Annotated in this window: 12 protein-coding genes; 4 read left to right on the plus strand and 8 right to left on the minus strand. The window is 73.0% G+C overall.

Annotation, left to right across the window (positions count from 1 at the left end; translation table 11 throughout):
- Nucleotides 1–70 precede the first annotated feature (70 nt).
- Nucleotides 71–901 carry an SGNH/GDSL hydrolase family protein gene (locus OG730_RS25515; protein ID WP_327306429.1) on the plus strand — a complete coding sequence of 277 codons (831 nt, stop codon included), beginning with the start codon at nt 71–73 and terminating at the stop codon, nt 899–901.
- Between the two features lie 272 nt (nt 902–1,173).
- On the opposite strand, the gene OG730_RS25520 is transcribed toward OG730_RS25515, so the two are convergent.
- Nucleotides 1,174–2,697, minus strand: a complete 1,524-nt coding sequence (locus OG730_RS25520) for an LCP family protein (RefSeq protein ID WP_327306430.1) — start codon at nt 2,695–2,697, stop codon at nt 1,174–1,176.
- Between the two features lie 141 nt (nt 2,698–2,838).
- Between OG730_RS25520 and OG730_RS25525 the strand changes: the two genes are divergently transcribed.
- Complete coding sequence (locus OG730_RS25525; RefSeq protein WP_327306431.1) at nt 2,839–3,864, plus strand: glycosyltransferase family 2 protein; 1,026 nt, start codon at nt 2,839–2,841, stop codon at nt 3,862–3,864.
- Nucleotides 3,865–3,962: 98 nt separating this feature from the next.
- On the opposite strand, the gene OG730_RS25530 is transcribed toward OG730_RS25525, so the two are convergent.
- The 4 genes from OG730_RS25530 to OG730_RS25545 form a co-directional block, all read right to left on the minus strand.
- On the minus strand, nt 3,963–5,630 hold the full coding sequence (locus OG730_RS25530; protein ID WP_327306432.1) for an LCP family protein: 1,668 nt from the start codon (nt 5,628–5,630) through the stop codon (nt 3,963–3,965).
- 110 nt (nt 5,631–5,740) lie between these two features.
- Complete coding sequence (locus OG730_RS25535; protein ID WP_327306433.1) at nt 5,741–7,477, minus strand: LCP family protein; 1,737 nt, start codon at nt 7,475–7,477, stop codon at nt 5,741–5,743.
- A gap of 222 nt (nt 7,478–7,699) precedes the next feature.
- Nucleotides 7,700–8,944 carry an LCP family protein gene (locus tag OG730_RS25540; RefSeq protein ID WP_327306434.1) on the minus strand — a complete coding sequence of 415 codons (1,245 nt, stop codon included), beginning with the start codon at nt 8,942–8,944 and terminating at the stop codon, nt 7,700–7,702.
- 179 nt (nt 8,945–9,123) lie between these two features.
- Complete coding sequence (locus tag OG730_RS25545) at nt 9,124–9,873, minus strand: TIGR03089 family protein (RefSeq protein WP_327306435.1); 750 nt, start codon at nt 9,871–9,873, stop codon at nt 9,124–9,126.
- A 150-nt stretch (nt 9,874–10,023) separates the two neighbouring features.
- Here OG730_RS25545 and OG730_RS25550 point away from each other — a divergent pair, with 150 nt between their 5' ends.
- Together OG730_RS25550 and OG730_RS25555 are read left to right on the plus strand one after the other, a co-directional pair.
- Complete coding sequence (locus OG730_RS25550; RefSeq protein ID WP_327306436.1) at nt 10,024–11,472, plus strand: peptidoglycan recognition protein family protein; 1,449 nt, start codon at nt 10,024–10,026, stop codon at nt 11,470–11,472.
- Nucleotides 11,473–12,177: 705 nt separating this feature from the next.
- Nucleotides 12,178–13,065: a DNA-3-methyladenine glycosylase family protein gene (locus OG730_RS25555; RefSeq protein ID WP_442815214.1), complete on the plus strand. Its 888-nt coding sequence runs from the start codon at nt 12,178–12,180 to the stop codon at nt 13,063–13,065.
- A gap of 21 nt (nt 13,066–13,086) precedes the next feature.
- Here OG730_RS25555 and OG730_RS25560 read toward each other — a convergent pair whose 3' ends face one another.
- Genes OG730_RS25560 through OG730_RS25570 form a run of 3 tightly spaced genes read right to left on the minus strand, consistent with a single transcriptional unit; the run spans nt 13,087 to nt 15,949 of the window.
- Nucleotides 13,087–14,391 carry a coenzyme F420-0:L-glutamate ligase gene (locus OG730_RS25560; protein ID WP_327306438.1) on the minus strand — a complete coding sequence of 435 codons (1,305 nt, stop codon included), beginning with the start codon at nt 14,389–14,391 and terminating at the stop codon, nt 13,087–13,089.
- On the minus strand, nt 14,388–15,347 hold the full coding sequence (gene cofD / locus OG730_RS25565) for a 2-phospho-L-lactate transferase (RefSeq protein ID WP_327306439.1): 960 nt from the start codon (nt 15,345–15,347) through the stop codon (nt 14,388–14,390). Before cofD ends, OG730_RS25560 begins: the two co-directional genes overlap by 4 nt.
- A 53-nt stretch (nt 15,348–15,400) precedes the next feature.
- Nucleotides 15,401–15,949, minus strand: coding sequence for a cysteine dioxygenase (locus OG730_RS25570; RefSeq protein WP_327306440.1), 549 nt, complete (start codon nt 15,947–15,949; stop codon nt 15,401–15,403).
- Between the last annotated feature and the right edge of the window lie 231 nt (nt 15,950–16,180).

Genomic DNA, 16,180 nt, shown 5'->3' on the forward strand with positions numbered 1-16,180 from the left:
GTCCGTGCTCCCGTCCGGCCGCGCCCGTCCGCTCGCTGCCGCCCCGCCCCACCCGGAAGGCAAAGGCATCATGAACCGCCGATCGGCCGTGTTCGCAGGCGTCGCCGGCCTCGCAGGAATAGCCGTCGCGGTTCCGCTGCTGACGCCGTCCTCCGGGAAGGCCGCCCCCGCCGCCATGGTCCCGCCGTTCCCGACGGCCTCCTCCGAGGCCTCGCCCGGGGCCTCCTCCGCCGCGCGAGCGCCCCGCACCCTGCGCGTCATGCCCCTCGGGGCCTCGACGACCGCCGGTGTGGGGAGCTCCGACTTCGGCGGCTACCGGCTGCCGCTGGGGCGCCTGGTCGCGGCCCGGCCGGAGTACGCCATCGACTTCGTCGGCTCCCGGGCCCAGGGCCCCATGGAGGACAACCAGCACGAGGGGCACCCCGGGTACACCGTCGGCCGCATCCGTGCCGGGGTCGACCGGTGGATCGAGGCCGCGAACCCCGACGTGGTGCTGCTGCACATCGGACTGAACAACCTGAACCGCGGCGGCGACCCCGACCAGGCCGCGGACGAGGCCGGGGAACTGGTCGACCGGATCTTCACCCTGCGCCCGGGGATCACCGTCATCATGCAGGGCCTGGTCCCCTCGACCCCCGGCTCGAAGGACCAGGACATCTCCGGGGCCATCGCGGAGTACAACCGGAACCTCAAGCGGATCGAGACCCGGGAACAGGGCGCGGGCCGGCACTTCCGCTTCGTCAAGGCCCCCTGGCTGACCCCCGCGGACCGGGCGGACGCGACCACGCCGGCCGAGCTGGCCGACGGCCTGCACCCGAACGACACCGGGTACGCGAAGGTGGCGGACGCCTTCTTCGAGGCGATGGAGCGGGCCCACTCGGACGGCTGGTTCGGGAAGTGAGCTCGGATCGCCCTTCCGGGGGCGATCTTCCGCACCGTCCGCACCTTCCGTCCCGACGAGGTCCGGGCCCTCGTCGGCAGGATCGCCGCCGAACAGGACGGACGGCTCGACATGTACCGGGAGTACGGCTTCACCGATGCCGACGGCACGCAGCCGGACTTCGCCGCCCACTGGGCGCAGAACCTGGAGGCGGAGTACGGGCCCCTCGGCGACCCGCTGTAACCCGGTCCGCCCCGAGGGCCCCCGCCGCCCCGACCCGTACGCCGGTCCGCTCAGGAGCCGCCGCAGACCACCTGGTCGCCGGTGACCACACCGAACTCGCCCTGGTACGGGTCCTCCGCGCGCACCGCCACCACCTTGCGGTAGTCCGCGCCCGCGATCACCACCACGGTCCGCCCCTGCCCCCGCACGGCCCGCATCTCACTGCCGGGCAGCGCGGTGGACACCGTACGGGCCGACCGGTCCCAGCGCGGGTCGTACGTGATCACCGTGCGCTTGACGTCCCGGCTCGCGCCGTTCCCCGGAGCCCGGGTGGTGTCGAAGCCGGTGGCGCGCAGCGCCGAGTCCACCCGGGTGCCCAGCCCGTCGATCCGGGTGCCGTTCTCCACCTGCACCCGGACCTGCCCCGGAGGCACGTCCACCGGCACCGCCGGCTGCCGGCGCACCGGCTTGCCGGGGGCGGGGGCCGGGGACAGCGGCCGGTCGTCGCGCAGCGCCTGGAAGAGCTTCGCGGCCTTCGCCTCGTCCCATTTCACCGTGGAGCCGATGCCCTTGACCGGGAAGGAGGGGTTGCCGACGGGCACTGAGGCGAACTCCGAGGACGAGGGGGTGAAATCGCGCATCGCCTGTCCGAGCGCCAGCATCTGCTCGGAGCCGAAGCCCCGGTCGGCCCGGACCGAGCTCAGCAGGGTGGAGCTGACCTGCTTGAACTTGACGGGGTTGAGCAGCACCCCGCCGCCCGTGGCCTGCTTGATCAGGGCCGCGATGAACCGCTGCTGGCGCTGCATCCGGCCCAGGTCCGAGGCCCCGTCGACATGGCGCGAGCGCACGTACTGCAGGGCCTGGCCGCCGCTGAGCCGGTGGGTGCCGGGGAGCAGGTCGAGGCCGGTGTTGGGGTCCTTCATGGTCTTGGCGGTGCAGATCTCCACGCCGCCCATGGCGTCGACCGTCTTCATGAAGCTGGTGAAGTCCACCTCCAGGTAGTGGTCGATCTTCACGCGGGTCATGCTCTCGACGGTGCGCACGGTCAGCTGGGGCCCGCCCTCGGCGTAGGCGGCGTTCAGCTTCACGGGGTGGGCCCCGTGCGGTTTGCCGCTGGAGCCGTCCACGTGCGCGGGCAGTTCCACGAAGCTGTCCCGGGGGAGGCTGATCACGCTGGCCCGCGCCCGGTCCGCCGAGAGGTGGACGAGCATGACGGTGTCGGTGCAGTGGCAGGGCGCGCCGCCCAGGCGGTACTCGCGCTTCTCCTCGGCGGTGATCTTGTCGCGGCCGTCGGTGCCGACGAGCAGGAAGTTCACCCCGTGCCCGGCCTGCGGCCGGTTCTTCATGTCCTTGAAGGGGTCCACGCGCTGGATCCCGGTGTCCAGCCCGGTCATCACGGCGTGCCCCAGCGCCCCCGAGCCCAGGACGAGCACGGACAGCCCCGCGGCGAGCCGGACGCCCCAGCGGGGTCTGTCCTGCGGCCGGTCCCCGCCCTTCCGGGGCCCGGCCGGACCGCCGGGCCGCGGCGCGCGCTGCGACGGCCGGGCGGACCGGGCGGGCAGGGCGGGTCGGGTGGGACGGTGCGGCTGGGGCACGGGGGACACCTCGCACGATCGGCAGATTCGTCAGAACAGTAGGTCCATACGATCAGCCGCTGTCCGTACTGCTCATCCGGCGCGCACCCGGTTCCCCCGTACGCGGTAACGTGACACCGATACCCGACCTTGAAGGACCACATGCCCGCCCAGCAGCCCGCAGTCTCGGTGATCATGCCGGTGCTCAACGAGGAGCGCCATCTGCGCGACTCGGTCCACCACATCCTCGGACAGGAGTACGGGGGTGAGATGGAAGTGGTGATCGCCCTCGGGCCGTCCAAGGACCGTACGGACGAGATCGCCGCCGAGCTGGTGAGGGAAGACCCGCGCGTCCACACCGTCCCGAACCCCACCGGCCGCACCCCCGCCGCCCTCAACGCGGCCATCCAGGCCTCCCGGCACCCGATCGTGGTGCGCGTGGACGGCCACGGAATGCTCTCCCCGAACTACATCGCCACCGCGGTCCGTCTCCTGGAGGAGACCGGCGCGCAGAACGTCGGCGGCATCATGCACGCCGAGGGCGAGAACCCCTGGGAGGACGCCGTCGCCGCCGCGATGACCTCGAAGATCGGCGTCGGCAACGCGGCCTTCCACACCGGTGGCAAGGCCGGCCCCGCCGACACCGTCTACCTCGGGGTGTTCCGGCGGGAGGCCCTGGAGGCCGCCGGCGGGTACAACGTGGAGTTCATCCGCGCGCAGGACTGGGAGCTGAACTTCCGCATCCGCGAGGCCGGCGGCCTGATCTGGTTCTCGCCGGAGCTGAAGGTCCAGTACCGGCCGCGCCCCTCGGTGCGGGCGCTCGCCAAGCAGTACAAGGACTACGGGCGCTGGCGCCACGTGGTGGCCCGCTACCACGCGGGCTCCATCAACCTGCGCTACCTCGCCCCGCCGGCCGCCGTCTGCGCGATCGCCGCCGGTCTGGTCGTCGGCGCGGCCGTCACCCCGTGGGCCTTCGTCCTCCCGGCGGGCTACCTCGCGGCGATCACCGCGGGCTCCGTCCCGGCCGGCAAGGGGCTGTCCCTCAAGGCCCGGCTGCGCATCCCCGTCGCGCTGGCGACCATGCACGTGTGCTGGGGCTACGGCTTCCTGACCAGCCCGCGCTCGCTCGCCGCCAAGGTCATCGCGAGCCGCCGCCCGTCGGTGAGCCGGGACCCCGCGGGGCTCTGAGCTCCCGTACCCGCACGGAACACACACGAAAGGGGTGACCCGGTCCTCGTCGGACCGGGTCACCCCTTTCGTGTGTGCGAGGCCGCCGGCCTCTCAGGTCACCAGCGGAACGGCTTGTAGATGTCCATGCAGCTGGTGTCCGTGGCGTTGAGCACGTCGGCCGATTCCGGGACGTCGCCGGCCTCGGGCGGCGCCTGCTGCGGGTAGACGTTGCCCTCGCGCCAGTCGGCGCCCACCAGGACCGTGATCTTGGCCGCCGAGGCCGCCTTCTGCACCGAGGTGGCGGGGATGCCGAGCGCCGCGGCCACGCTCTGCGCGTCGGCGGCCTGGGCGTCCGTGGCGTAACGGACGACCGTCGCCTTCTCCGGGATGAGCGCGCCGTCCGCCTTGGCCAGGGTGAACCCCTTGCCGACGAGCTGGCCCGCGATGGCCGTGGCCCGCTTGGGCACGGGCTTCGCACCGGATCCCGTGCCGTTGACCACCTGCACGGCGATCTTTCCGGGGGCGGAGGCCGGCGGCGCGGAGGACGGCTGCGTGGTCGGCGCGGGGGTGGACGCCGACGCGCTCGCGGCGGGCGCCGGATCGCCGTTCTTGTCCATGGCCACGTCCTCGCGGAGCAGCTCCCACACCTTCGGGGCGTCCTTGGGGTCGAGGATCAGCCGGTCCTTGTCGCTCGGGGCCGTCAGCACCGGGATCGTGGTCGACGTGATGCGGTTGATCGGGACGTCCTTGAGCAGCAGGGCGAGGTCGAGGAGCTTCTTGACCGTCCCGATCTCCTCCGACACCTCCAGCGCCTTCGTCGCCGCCTCCGCCAGGCCCGTGAGGCGGGGCAGGTCGGTGAAGGCGTTCTGGCTCTTGAGCCCGCGCATCATCGAGTTCATGTACATGTGCTGCGCCTTGGCCCGGGCCATGTCACTGCCGAAGGCGTGCCGGGTGCGCAGCCACTGGAGCGCCTGCTGGCCCTGGACCCTGGTGGTACCGGCCTTCAGCTTGAGGCCGGAGCCACCCGTACCCGACCCCGGCTCCGACTGGTCGAAGACGTTCTGGTTGACGCAGACGTCCACGCCGCCGATCGCGTCGGCCATGCTCACGACCCCGACGAAGTCGATCGTCATCCAGTGGTCGATGTAGACGTTGGCCATCTTCTCCCAGGTGGCCAGGGTGCAGCCCGGACCCCCGCGCGAGAAGCTCTCGTTGATCATCATCTTGGTGGCCTTGTACTTCGCGCCCGTCTTGGGATCGGAGCACTCAGGGATGTCCACGATCGTGTCGCGCGGCACGGAGGTCACCGAGGCGTTCTTCCGGTCGGCCGATATGTGGATCAGCATCTGCACGTCGGCCCGCGCGGGGCCGCCGATGTTGTCCCAGTCCCCGCCGAGCTTCGCGTTCTCCTCGTCGCGGACGTCGGAGCCGAGCATCAGGATGTTGATCGGGCGCCGGCCCGCGGCATCGGCCTCGCCCCTGGCGACCCCGCTGTCGCCGCTCAGGCGCTGGCCGCTGCGGATGTTGCCGTTGAGGTGGCGGTAGTAGAGGTAACCGGCCGCCGCCGTCCCGAGTATGAGCAGCGCGAGGACCAAGGCCGTCCAGCGCAGTATGCGGCGCCCCCGCCGGGTCGGGCGCCGGCCGCCGCCCGCGCCCCCGCCCCGGCCTGAGCCGGACCTCGGTGCGGGTACGGCACTGGTGGCCGTCGGACGGGTGCCGGCGCCGGATATGCCGTCGCCGGCCCGGCCCGGCGCCCCCTCCCCTTGCACGCTGCTGTGCCTCACGCGTCCCCCATCACGATCATCACGATCAGTCTGTGTCGGTATTGTGCCGGTCCGACGGGCTCCGGTACGTCATTGCGCGACCGCGGGGAGCCGGTCGGCCCCCCTGTCGGTCACTTGGCGCAGACGGACTTGTCCGCCTCCACCCGCTGGACGCCCTCGGGCGCCTGCTGAGGCGCCGTCAACGAGACTCCCGCCCCCTTGAAATCCGCACCGAGCGTCAGCTTCATCGGCGTCTTGGGCGCGGCGTCGGCCGTGCCCATCTTCAGCGCCGTCGCCGGCAGGCCCATCATCTCCGCCAACGCCCTGGCCTGATCGGCCTGGTTGGGCGCGTACTCCAGCTGCGTGGCCGCCACCTTGGCGGGCGCGTTGCCCAGGTTGCTGGACTTGGGCACCCCCTTGGTGTTCTGCAGCCAGTTCAGGGTGCCGGACGCGGATCCGGCCGGTCCGCCGCCGTTGTAGACCTCCACCCGGACGTCCGCGGCCGCCGCGCGGGGACCCTGCATCAGGGCGTCCAGCTTGGCCTTCGCGTCCGAGGCGGCAGCGTCCTTCGCGGCCTGTTCCTTCTTCTCGACCTCGGTCAGCGAGACGTCGCCCCGGATCATCTGGAGCAGGGGCTCCGCCTGTGCCTGCTTGACCACCACTGTGGCCTTCGAGCCGACCGGCTCCGCCGGATTGTCGATGACCGGGAGCGTGGTGAAGGTGATGTTCTTCAGGTCGATGCCCTTCAACTCGCCCGCGAGATCGGTGAGTTTGGCGATCGACCCTATGCCCGAGTCCACGCTCAGCGATTTGGTGGCCGCCTCGGCGAGGGAGAGGAACTTCTGCGGACTGGTCAGGGTCTCCTTCGACTTCATCTCCCGCATCATCGAACCCAGGAACTGCTGCTGGGTCTTGATGCGGTCGAGGTCGCTGCGCTGGCCGAAGGCGTGCCGGGTCCGTACGAAGGCCAGCGCCTGTTCGCCCTGCAGCCGGTGCTCGCCCGCCGTCAGCTTGAGCTTGGAGTCCTTGTCGTTCACGTCCTTCGCCACGCAGACCGGTACGCCGCCGACCGCCGTGCTCAGGTTCTTCACCGCGTTGAAGTCGGCCATCATGAAGTGGTCGACCTGGATCCCGGTGAGCTCCTTGACCGTGCGCATCGTGCAGCCCGGGTCGCGCCCCGCCTGCCCCAGGCTGGTGTTGAAGCGGGCTCCGCGCTCGCCGGGGATGTCCTTCGTCGAGCCGTCCGGCTGCTTGGTCGGACAGGTCGGCACATCGGTGATCAGGTCGCGCGGGATGGACAGCGCGGTGGCGTTGGAGCGGTCCTTCGCGACGTGGAAGAGGATCGTGGTGTCGGCGTGCCCGACGCTGCCGGCGTCCCCGTACCCCTCGTTGCCCGCGCCGCTGCGCTTGTCCGTGCCGATGACGAGGATGTTGATCGGCTGGTCCTTGCTGAACCCGCCGCTCGTACCCGCGTCACCGACGTCGGTGACGTTGAGGTTGCCGTTCAGGTGGTCGTAATAGAGGTACCCGGCGATCGACCCGCCGACCAGCAGGAACGCCAGCGTTCCGCCGGTGACGACCAGGATCTTCTTGCGCCGCCCGCCGCCTCCGCCCCTGCGGGGACGTGCGCCGCGCCGGCCTCCGGGCGGGGCGTCACCGCGGCGCGGTCCGGGAACGGCGGGACCGGCGGGGGAAGCCGGGGAGCCGGGGGTTCTGCGGGGTGGTGTCGTGCCGGGCGCGCGCCGCTGCGAGGGCGCTTGCGCAGCGGATTGCTCCAGTCGCAGCTCGTAGTTGCCGGTGCGGGGGTTCAGCACCCACTGGTCTGCGGGGTCGATCTCGTCGGCCCGTCCACGGCTTTGCGCATCCACGGTTTGCTCGAATCCTCCGTCGGTGCTTCGCGACGCGCCTCCCCCAGGCGCACGGTCAACGATCCGGCTGCTGGCACACGGCCTCTGGTCTGGCCGGGCGCCGGATCGCTCACCTTATCCGGACAGGTTCGCCGCAAACCATGCTGGTGATGAATTCCACGCACTTACAACGGGGCAATCGCCCCAACAAGCTCGGCCCGGGCACCGCCTTTTGGGATTGCTTTACCGGCAGTCGGCCACTCCGGCCGTGGTGCCGGTGAAGGTGGGGACGGGCGTGGAGGGCTCCGCGGTTCCCGGGCGGCCCCCGGTGCCGCTCGTGGTGCCGCTGGTAGTGCCGTCCGCCTCGTTGCCGTCCGCCTCGTCGTCGGCCGCGGCCGCGGCGGGCTGGGGTGTGGCCGCGGGCGGGGCGATGGTGAGCGGCTGGTCCGACCGCAGCCGCTGGAAGAGCTGGGTCGCGTCCGGCTGCCGCAGCTCGTCCCGGTTGAGGTCGGCGGCGTACGGCCGGCGCGGCACCGTGAGGAACTTGATCTGCTCGGTCGGGATGTCTCGTACGCCCCGGACGAGCTCGTACAGCCCGCGCAGCGAGGCGAGCCCCGGGTCGGTCGTCACCGCGGAGGTCGCCGCGTCCAGCAGCGGGTACAGCCGGGCCGGATTGAGCAGCACCCCGTTGCTCTGCACCTTCTTGACGAGCGACCCGAGGAACGCCTGCTGGCGCTCCATCCGCTCGGTGTCACTGCCGTTGCCCAGGCTGTGGCGCGCCCGTACGAAGCCCAGCGCCTGCTCGCCCTGCAGGGTCTGCCGGCCCGCCGGCAGCTTCAGCTTGGCCTCGGTGTCGTCCACCGGCCGCCGCAGGCACACCTCGACCCCGCCTATGGCGTCCACCATCTTCTTGAAGCCGCTGAAGTCCAGCACCATGTGGTGATCGACCCGGATCCCGGTCATCGCCTCCACCGTCCGGATCGTGCAGGCGGTCCCGCCCCACTCGAAGGCCCAGTTGAACTGGGCGAACTGCTCCCTGGTCCGGCTGCCGTCCGGCTTCAGGCACGCGGGTATCTCCGTCATCAGGTCCCGCGGTATCGACACCGCCGTCGCGCTCTTCCGGTCCGCCGGCAGGTGCAGCAGGATCGTGGTGTCCGAGCGCTGGGTGCCCTGGTCCTGCCCGTACCGGGCGTTGCCCGCGCCGGTGCGCGAGTCCGAGCCGATCAGCAGGATGTTCTGCGCGCCGCCCGCCAGGTGCGCCGGGCGCTCCTTCTCGTAGCGCCGCAGCTCGGCGGCGGCCGAGGTGTCCTCGGCGATGTTCCCGTCGAGCTTGGAGTAGATCCACCAGCCCGTGCCCGCTCCGGCGACGACGAACAGGCCGGTCCCGAGCCCGATCCAGCGCAGCAGCCGGCGCCGCCTGCGGACGTTCGGAGGCTTGTCGCCTCCGGCCGCATCGGTGCCGCCCGGTATGCCCGCGCTGTCCGTCACTCGCGTTCCGTCCCCTCACCCGAACCGGTACGGGCCGTACGGGTGAGTACGGCCTGTGCCGATCCTGCCCCCGGGTGCTCGACGCGGCCCGGGGGCACGGCCGTGTATAGGGCCATGTGGGTGACAAATCGCCCAGATCCGGCATTGGGCGGTGTGGGTGACGGCGGCGGCGGGCCGGATCAGGCCGTGTGGGTGACCCGCTCGCTCTCGATCCGCTGCGCCAGGGCAGCGTCCGCGAGCCCCTCCGCGTTGCGGCACAGCACCACGGAGCCGCCCGTGGCCAAGGCCGCGTAGAGCCCGGCCGAGAGCCCCTCCCAGCTGTCGTAGCCCTGCCGGGACAGCACCCGGGCACCTTCGCCGAAGCCGAGCTTCACCGCGTCCTCGCGGGCCCGCTCGCAGATCCGGGCGTACGAGAGCTCCTCACCGCCGACCACCAGGCCCGGGCCGTCCGCGTCCACGGGCTGGAAGGGCGCGAACCGGTCGCCCTGCCCCGGCACCTCCACGGCGTAGTCGGCGAAGCCGGCCGGCGGCTGCGGGAAGCGCCCGCCCAGCGGCCGCAGCGCGAGCGCCACCCGCTCGCCGGAGCACGCGGCGGCCTCCTCCAGCGTGTCCGGGCCGCTCACCACGAGATCGGCGCCGCCCGGATCCCCGCCCACCTCCACCACGACCCCGACCGAGGCACAGGCGAGCAGCCACACGGCGCTCTGCCAGTGCGCGGGGAGCAGCAGGGCGAGCCGGTCGCCGGGCTCGGCGCCCAGGTCGCCCTGGAGCAGATTGGCGGTCTTGGCCACCCAATTGGCGAAGGTGGCGACGGACAATTCGACGCGCTCGCCCGTGGCGTCGTCGTAGAAGGTGACGAGCGGGCGGCCGGGATCGGCGGCGAGCGCGGATCGCAGCAGGTCGGCAGGGGTGCGGTCAGTGGCGTTCACGGACCAGAGCCTACGCGGAGGGACCTGCGCCCCTCCTCCGTACGGCCGCAGCACGATCCCCCGTACGGAGGAGGGGTATCCGTACCGGGACCGGACGGCGCGTCAGTTCTCGGATGGCGCGGGCCTGCGGCAGTCCCCAACATCCTTTCCATGCGTGCATTCCTTGCTTCCTCCATCGGCGTCGCGACGGCTGCCGCACTGGCCCTGCCGCTCGCGCTCCCCTCCACGGCCCTCGCCCACCCGGCGGCGACGCGGCAATCGGCCGGGGCGGGCCCGTCGGCCCCCGCGGCCCCATCGGCCATCGCCGGATCCACCCAGTCCCTGCCGCTGGTCCCCGTCGGACCCGCGGCGAACCGCGCCTCCGGGGTCCCCGGCATGAGCACCTCGCCCCGGCTGCCCGAGACCCGCGGCCTGCCGGCGCGCGACGTCAAGACCTTCTCGCTCGTCGGCGTCGTCTGGGACGACGCGAGCACCCGGCTCGACGGACGCGTCCAGGTCCGCACCCGCTCCGTGACCACCTCGGACTGGTCCGAATGGCAGGACGTCGAGACCCACAACAGCGAACACGCCGCCGACCCCGACACGGCGGAACGGGGCACCGGCCGGGTCCGCGGCAGCACCGCCCCCCTGTGGGTCGGGCAGTCCGACGGCATCGAGGTCCGCGTCCAGGCGGAACACGGTGACCGCGAGGTGAGCAGCGGGCTCCCGAGCGGCATGCGCATCGAACTGGTGGACCCGGGGGAGTCCTCCCGCCCCCAGTCGGACGCGAAGAACGGCAACGCCAACGCCACGGCCGAACCCTCGCCCGTCGTCGACGACGACGACAAGGGCGAGCTGGCCCTCCTGCCCGGCATGACGATGGAGATGGCGGAGTCCTCCTCCGCCAACGTGCCGATGGCCCCCCTCGGCGCCCAGGAGATCCCCGCCCTCAACAAGGCCGACTCCACCGCCGACGCGGTCCTCGCCGACGAGGCGCTCGCGGCCGCCCCGTACATCGGCCCGCGCCCGAAGATCGTCACCCGGCTGGGCTGGGGCGCGGACGAGAGCCTGCGCGAGAAGGGCTTCGTCTACACGAACACGGTCAAGGCCGCCTTCGTCCACCACACCGCGTCCGGCAACAACTACGCCTGCAAGGACGCCCCGGCCGTCCTGCGCAGCCTGTACCGCTACCACGTCGTCAGCAGCGGCTGGCGGGACATCGGCTACAACTTCGCCGTCGACAAGTGCGGCACCGTGTACGAGGGCCGGGCGGGCGGCGTCGCCAAGGCGGTGCTCGGCGCGCACACCATGGGCTTCAACACGGACAGCATGGGCGTCGCCGTCATCGGCACCTTCTCCTCCACGGCCGCCCCCAAGGCGGCGGTCGACGCGGTGGCCCGCCTCACGGCCTGGAAGCTGGGCCTCTTCGGCGCGGACCCCCGCGCGAAGACCACGCTGCGCTCGGGCGGCGGCAACCTCTACACGAAGGGCAGCAACGTCCGCCTCAACGTCATCTCGGGCCACCGCGACGGCTTCGCCACGGAATGCCCCGGCCGCCTCCTCTACAACGCACTCCCCCCCACCCGAACCGCCTCGGCCAAACTCCAGGGCCGCCCCTGAGGCCACTCCTTCTCGACGCGTCCCTCACACCGCTGCGCGGGCTTCGGGACGCTGCACCGGGCACCCTTTCGACGCGCCGGCGAGGCTGAAACGGCCCGCCGGGACCGGAACGGCCCTCCGGGCGCAGCCCCGTACACCCTTCCAGCCCGCCCGCGCCATTTCAGCCGTCCGGCGTTTGAGGACCGGGGTCCGGGGCGGAGCCCCAGAGGGGTCCGGGCGGCCCGCCCTTCGGGCCGCCCGGGCCCGTCCAGCCGCCCGATGTCCGAGGACCGGGGTCCGGGGTCCGGGGCGGAGCCCCAGGGTCTGACCGGGGTCCGGGCGGAGCCCGGGGAACGGTGGAAGGGCGGGTAGGGGACAGCCCCGCAGGGCTACGCTCAAGGCATGGCCGGCCGCTACGACCCCCTCACCCGCACCGCGATCCGCGGCGGCCGCACCCCGGTGCCCCCACCACCCCCGGGCCCCGCCCGAGACACCGGAGCCACCGACTCCCAGGCACCGGCACCGGCACCGACGCAGGCCCAGGCCCAGGCTCCAGGCCAAGGCGCCGGCACGGGCGCGGCCCAGGCTCCAGGCCAGGGCACCGGCACGGCCCAGCCCCCCGCCCCGGCCCCGGGCGAGCCCGCAGGCCGGACGTACGGCCAAGCCGCAGGCGACCGCGCGGCCCGCCCCAAGACCCGCACCTGGGCCCCACCCGGCGGCGGCCCGGTGGATCTGGGGCTCACCCTCGGGCCGCTCAGGCGCGGCCCCGCCGACCCCACCTTCCGCGCCGGACCCGGCACGGTCTGGCGAGCCACCCGCACCCCCGCCGGCCCGGCCACCCTCCGCGTCACGCTGGAGGGGACGGAAGCGAGCGCCACCGCGTGGGGGCCCGGCGCCGACTGGGTCCTGGACGGGCTGCCCGAGCTGCTCGGCTCCGCCGACGACCCGGCCGCCTTCGTCCCCCGCCACCGGCTCGTGCACGCCAGCCACCGCCGTCGCCCGGGCCTGCGCCTGACCCGCACCGGCCTGGTCCTGGAGTCCCTGATCCCGACGGTCCTGGAGCAGAAGGTCACCGCCGACGAGGCGTACCGCGCCTGGCGCCGCCTCGTACGCCAGTACGGCGAGCCGGCTCCGGGCCCGGCTCCGGGCACAGGTCCGGACGGCCCCGGCCTCTACGTCATGCCCGACCCCCGCACCTGGGCCCTGATCCCCTCCTGGGACTGGCACAAGGCCGGAGTCGATTCCAAGCGCTCCGCCACCATCGTCCGCGCGGCCCGCCTCGCGGCCCGCCTCGAAGAGGCGACCGCCATGGACCTGCCGGCCGCCGCCGCCCGCCTGGAGGCGATTCCGGGCATCGGCCCGTGGACCTCCGCCGAGACCCTCCAGCGCAGCAACGGCGCGGCCGACGCCGTCACCACCGGGGACCTGCACCTGCCCGGGATCATCGGCTACGCGCTGGCCGGGAACCGGGACGCCGACGACGCCGCCATGCTGGAGCTCCTCGCGCCCTACGCCGGCCAGCGCCACCGCGCGGCCCGCCTCGTCCTCCTGGCCGGCGCCGCCCCGCCCCGCCGGGCCCCCCGGATGTACCGGAGCGACATCGGCAAGCTGTGAAGGGCCGGCGCCCCCAAAGGGTCAGCGGACCTCGATGAACTCCTCCGCGGCCCGCACCGCCCGCTCCGCCGGAGCGACTGCGGCGTGCCCGACGGCCACCGCCCCCATCGGGTCCCAGTCCTCCGGAAGGCCGAGCACCTTGCGCACCACGTCCCGGCAGAACATCGTCGAGGACACCCACGCGGAGCCCAGCCGTTCCCCGGCCAGCGCGACCAGGAAGTTCTGCACGCCCGCGCCCATCGCGACGACGAACATCTCCCGTTCCGCGGCGTCCCGCCGCGCGTGCCCGTAGTCGTGCGCGCCGTCCGTGACCAGGCAGGGCACCACCAGATAGGGCGCGGCCCGCAGGACGTCGCCCCGCCGGACCCGCTTCGCGACGGACTCCTCGGACTTCCCGTCCCGCCGCAGGTCCTCGATCCAGGCGTCCCGCATCGCGTCCAGCAGCTCCAGCCGCGCGCCCGCCGACTCCAGCAGCACGAACCGCCACGGCGTCGTGTGGTGCGGCGCCGGGGCCGTCACGGCCGCCGCGACCGCGCGGCGCACCGCGCCCGGGTCCACCGGCTCGGACGTGAAGGCCCGTACGGTACGCCGCTGCGTCACCGCCTCCCGTACCGCCTCCGAGGTGCCCAGCCGGAACATGTCGTCGGCCGGCGAGCGCACCAGGTCCACGGCCGAGGAGCCCTCGCCCAGAAGGTGCGCCAGCCCGCGGACCACCGCCACCGGCAGGCCCTCCGCCTTGCCCTTGACCAGGTCGCCCGCGGCGGCCAGCTCGTCGGCGGTCGCCACGACCGTCGCGCTCAGCGGGTTCCCGTGGGCGTCGGTGCCGCCGCGCAGGTCGTCCAGGACCCGGACGCCGGCCGAGCCGATGGCCACGTCGGTGAGCCCGGTGCGCCACGGCCGCCCGAAGGTGTCCGTCACGATCACCCCCACGTCCACGCCGAGCAGCTCCCGCAGCCCGGCCCGGATCGAGGCGGCCGAGGCGTCGGGGTCCTCGGGCAGCAGCAGGACGGTGCCGGCCTCGGTGTTCGAGGCGTCGACCCCGGCCGCGGCCATGACCAGCCCCTGCCGGTTCTCCACGATCCGCAGCGTCCCCCGGCGCGCGACGACCCGTACGGTCTCGGCGTCGATCGCCTCCTCGCGCGAATCGGCGCGGACGATCCGGCCCTCCGCCTTGGAGACGATCTTCGAGGTGACGAGCAGGATGTCGCCGTCCCGCAGCTCCGGCCCGGCGGCAGCGATCAGTGCCGCCAGGTCGTCGCCGGGCCCTACCTCGGGGATCCCGCCGATGGCCCGGACCTCGTACGAGGGCCCGTGCGGGGCGGTCACCGGGAGGCCTCCGCCAGTTCCAGCGCGGCCCGCGCCATGTCCGCGGTGGCGGCCAGGTCGGTCATCATCAGCGGGACCGCCCGGCAGGTGATGCCGGCGGCCTCCACCGCGGTGACGGCGTCCGCGTCGGCGGTGTCGACGAGCCAGCCGTCGAGCAGTTCGGTGCCGTAGTGCAGGGCGACGGCCGCGGCGGTGGACTCGACGCCCACGGCGGCCAGCACCTTGTCGGCCATCCCGCGCACGGGGGCGCCCCCGACGATGGGGGAGAGCCCCACCACGGGCGCCGTGGCGGCGGCCACGGCCTCGCGGATGCCGGGTACGGAGAGGATGGTGCCCACCGACACCACGGGGTTCGACGGCGGGAAGAGGATCACGTCGGCGGCCGCGATGGCCTCCAGGACGCCGGGCGCGGGCTTGGCCTGCTCGGCGCCCACGGGTACGACGGCCTCGGCGTCCACCGCGGCACGCATGCGGACCCAGTACTCCTGGAAGTGGATGACCCGGCGCTCGCCGCTCTGGGAATCGGTGATCGCGACGTGGGTCTCGACCCGGTCGTCGGACATGGGGAGCAGCCGGACCCCGGGCTGCCAGCGGTCGCAGAGGGCCTCGGTGACGGCGCTGAGCGGGTAGCCCGCACCGAGCATCTGCGTACGGACGATGTGGGTGGCGAAATCGCGGTCACCGAGGCCGAACCAGGTCGGTCCGACCCCGTACGCGGCGAGTTCCTCCTTGACGGTGAAGGACTCGTCGGTGCGGCCCCAGCCCTGGTCCTCGTTGATGCCACCGCCGAGGGTGTACATCACGGTGTCCAGGTCGGGGCAGACCTTGAGCCCGAACAGGTGAATGTCGTCACCGGTGTTGCCGATGACGGTGATGTCCGCGTCGGGAACCGCGGACTGGAGACCTCGGAGGAAACGGGCGCCGCCGATGCCGCCGGCCAGAACAACAATGCGCATACCGCGAAGTCTGTCAGGCGGCGTCGGGGATCAGCCGGACAGGGCGCCGGTGATCAGACGGACGCGGCCTCGGGCCGGGCCGGGGAGCAGCTGTGCATCGGCATCTGGGTCAGGCCGGGGAAGTACACGTGCAGGCTGACGGCGCCTTCGAGGCTGTCGTTCTGCACCTCGTGGGCGTACCCGGGGGCGAAGACGCGCTGGGAGCCGGCGCCGAGCGCGAGCCGGCCGCGGGCGGTGTGCTCGGTCAGTTCGCCGTCCAGGACGGTCAGGACGCCGGAGGAGGCGCCGTGGTCGTGCAGGCCGCTGCCCTGGCCGGGGACCCAGCTGAGCAGCCAGACCTCGTAGCCGGGGCCGGTGCGCAGCCGGTGGTACCAGCGGGTCGTGGCGTCGTACCGGACCAGGTGCTCCCACTCGGAGCGGTCGGCGGCGATGGAGCGCGCGAGGCCCACGAACTCGGCGACGGTGGCCGGGTGCTCGCGGGCGGGCTGCAGCAGGTGCTGGACGGAGAGGATGTCGCCGGCGATCTGGAGGTCGCTCTCGACGGGCGCCGGGGCGACGGCTGCGGCGGTGGGGGTGGCGTTCAGGGTGCTGGTGCTGTTCATCGGGGGGTTCCTCGACGGATGTCAGTCGTGCGGCGGTTGCTGTGGGGGGCGAGCTGGAGCTCAGGGGAGCCGAAGCTCCCGAGGCATCAACAGCTGCAACAGCAACAGCGAACCTGGGCAGCGCACAGGAACCCACGAATGGGGGTCCGGGTGACTGCCGAGAGCGCTGACATGCGTACAAGAAGACCCGGTGGGGGGTCGGACTGTCAACCCAATGTCCGATTTGGTAGA

This window comes from Streptomyces sp. NBC_01298 (assembly GCF_035978755.1).
Classification (GTDB): domain Bacteria; phylum Actinomycetota; class Actinomycetes; order Streptomycetales; family Streptomycetaceae; genus Streptomyces.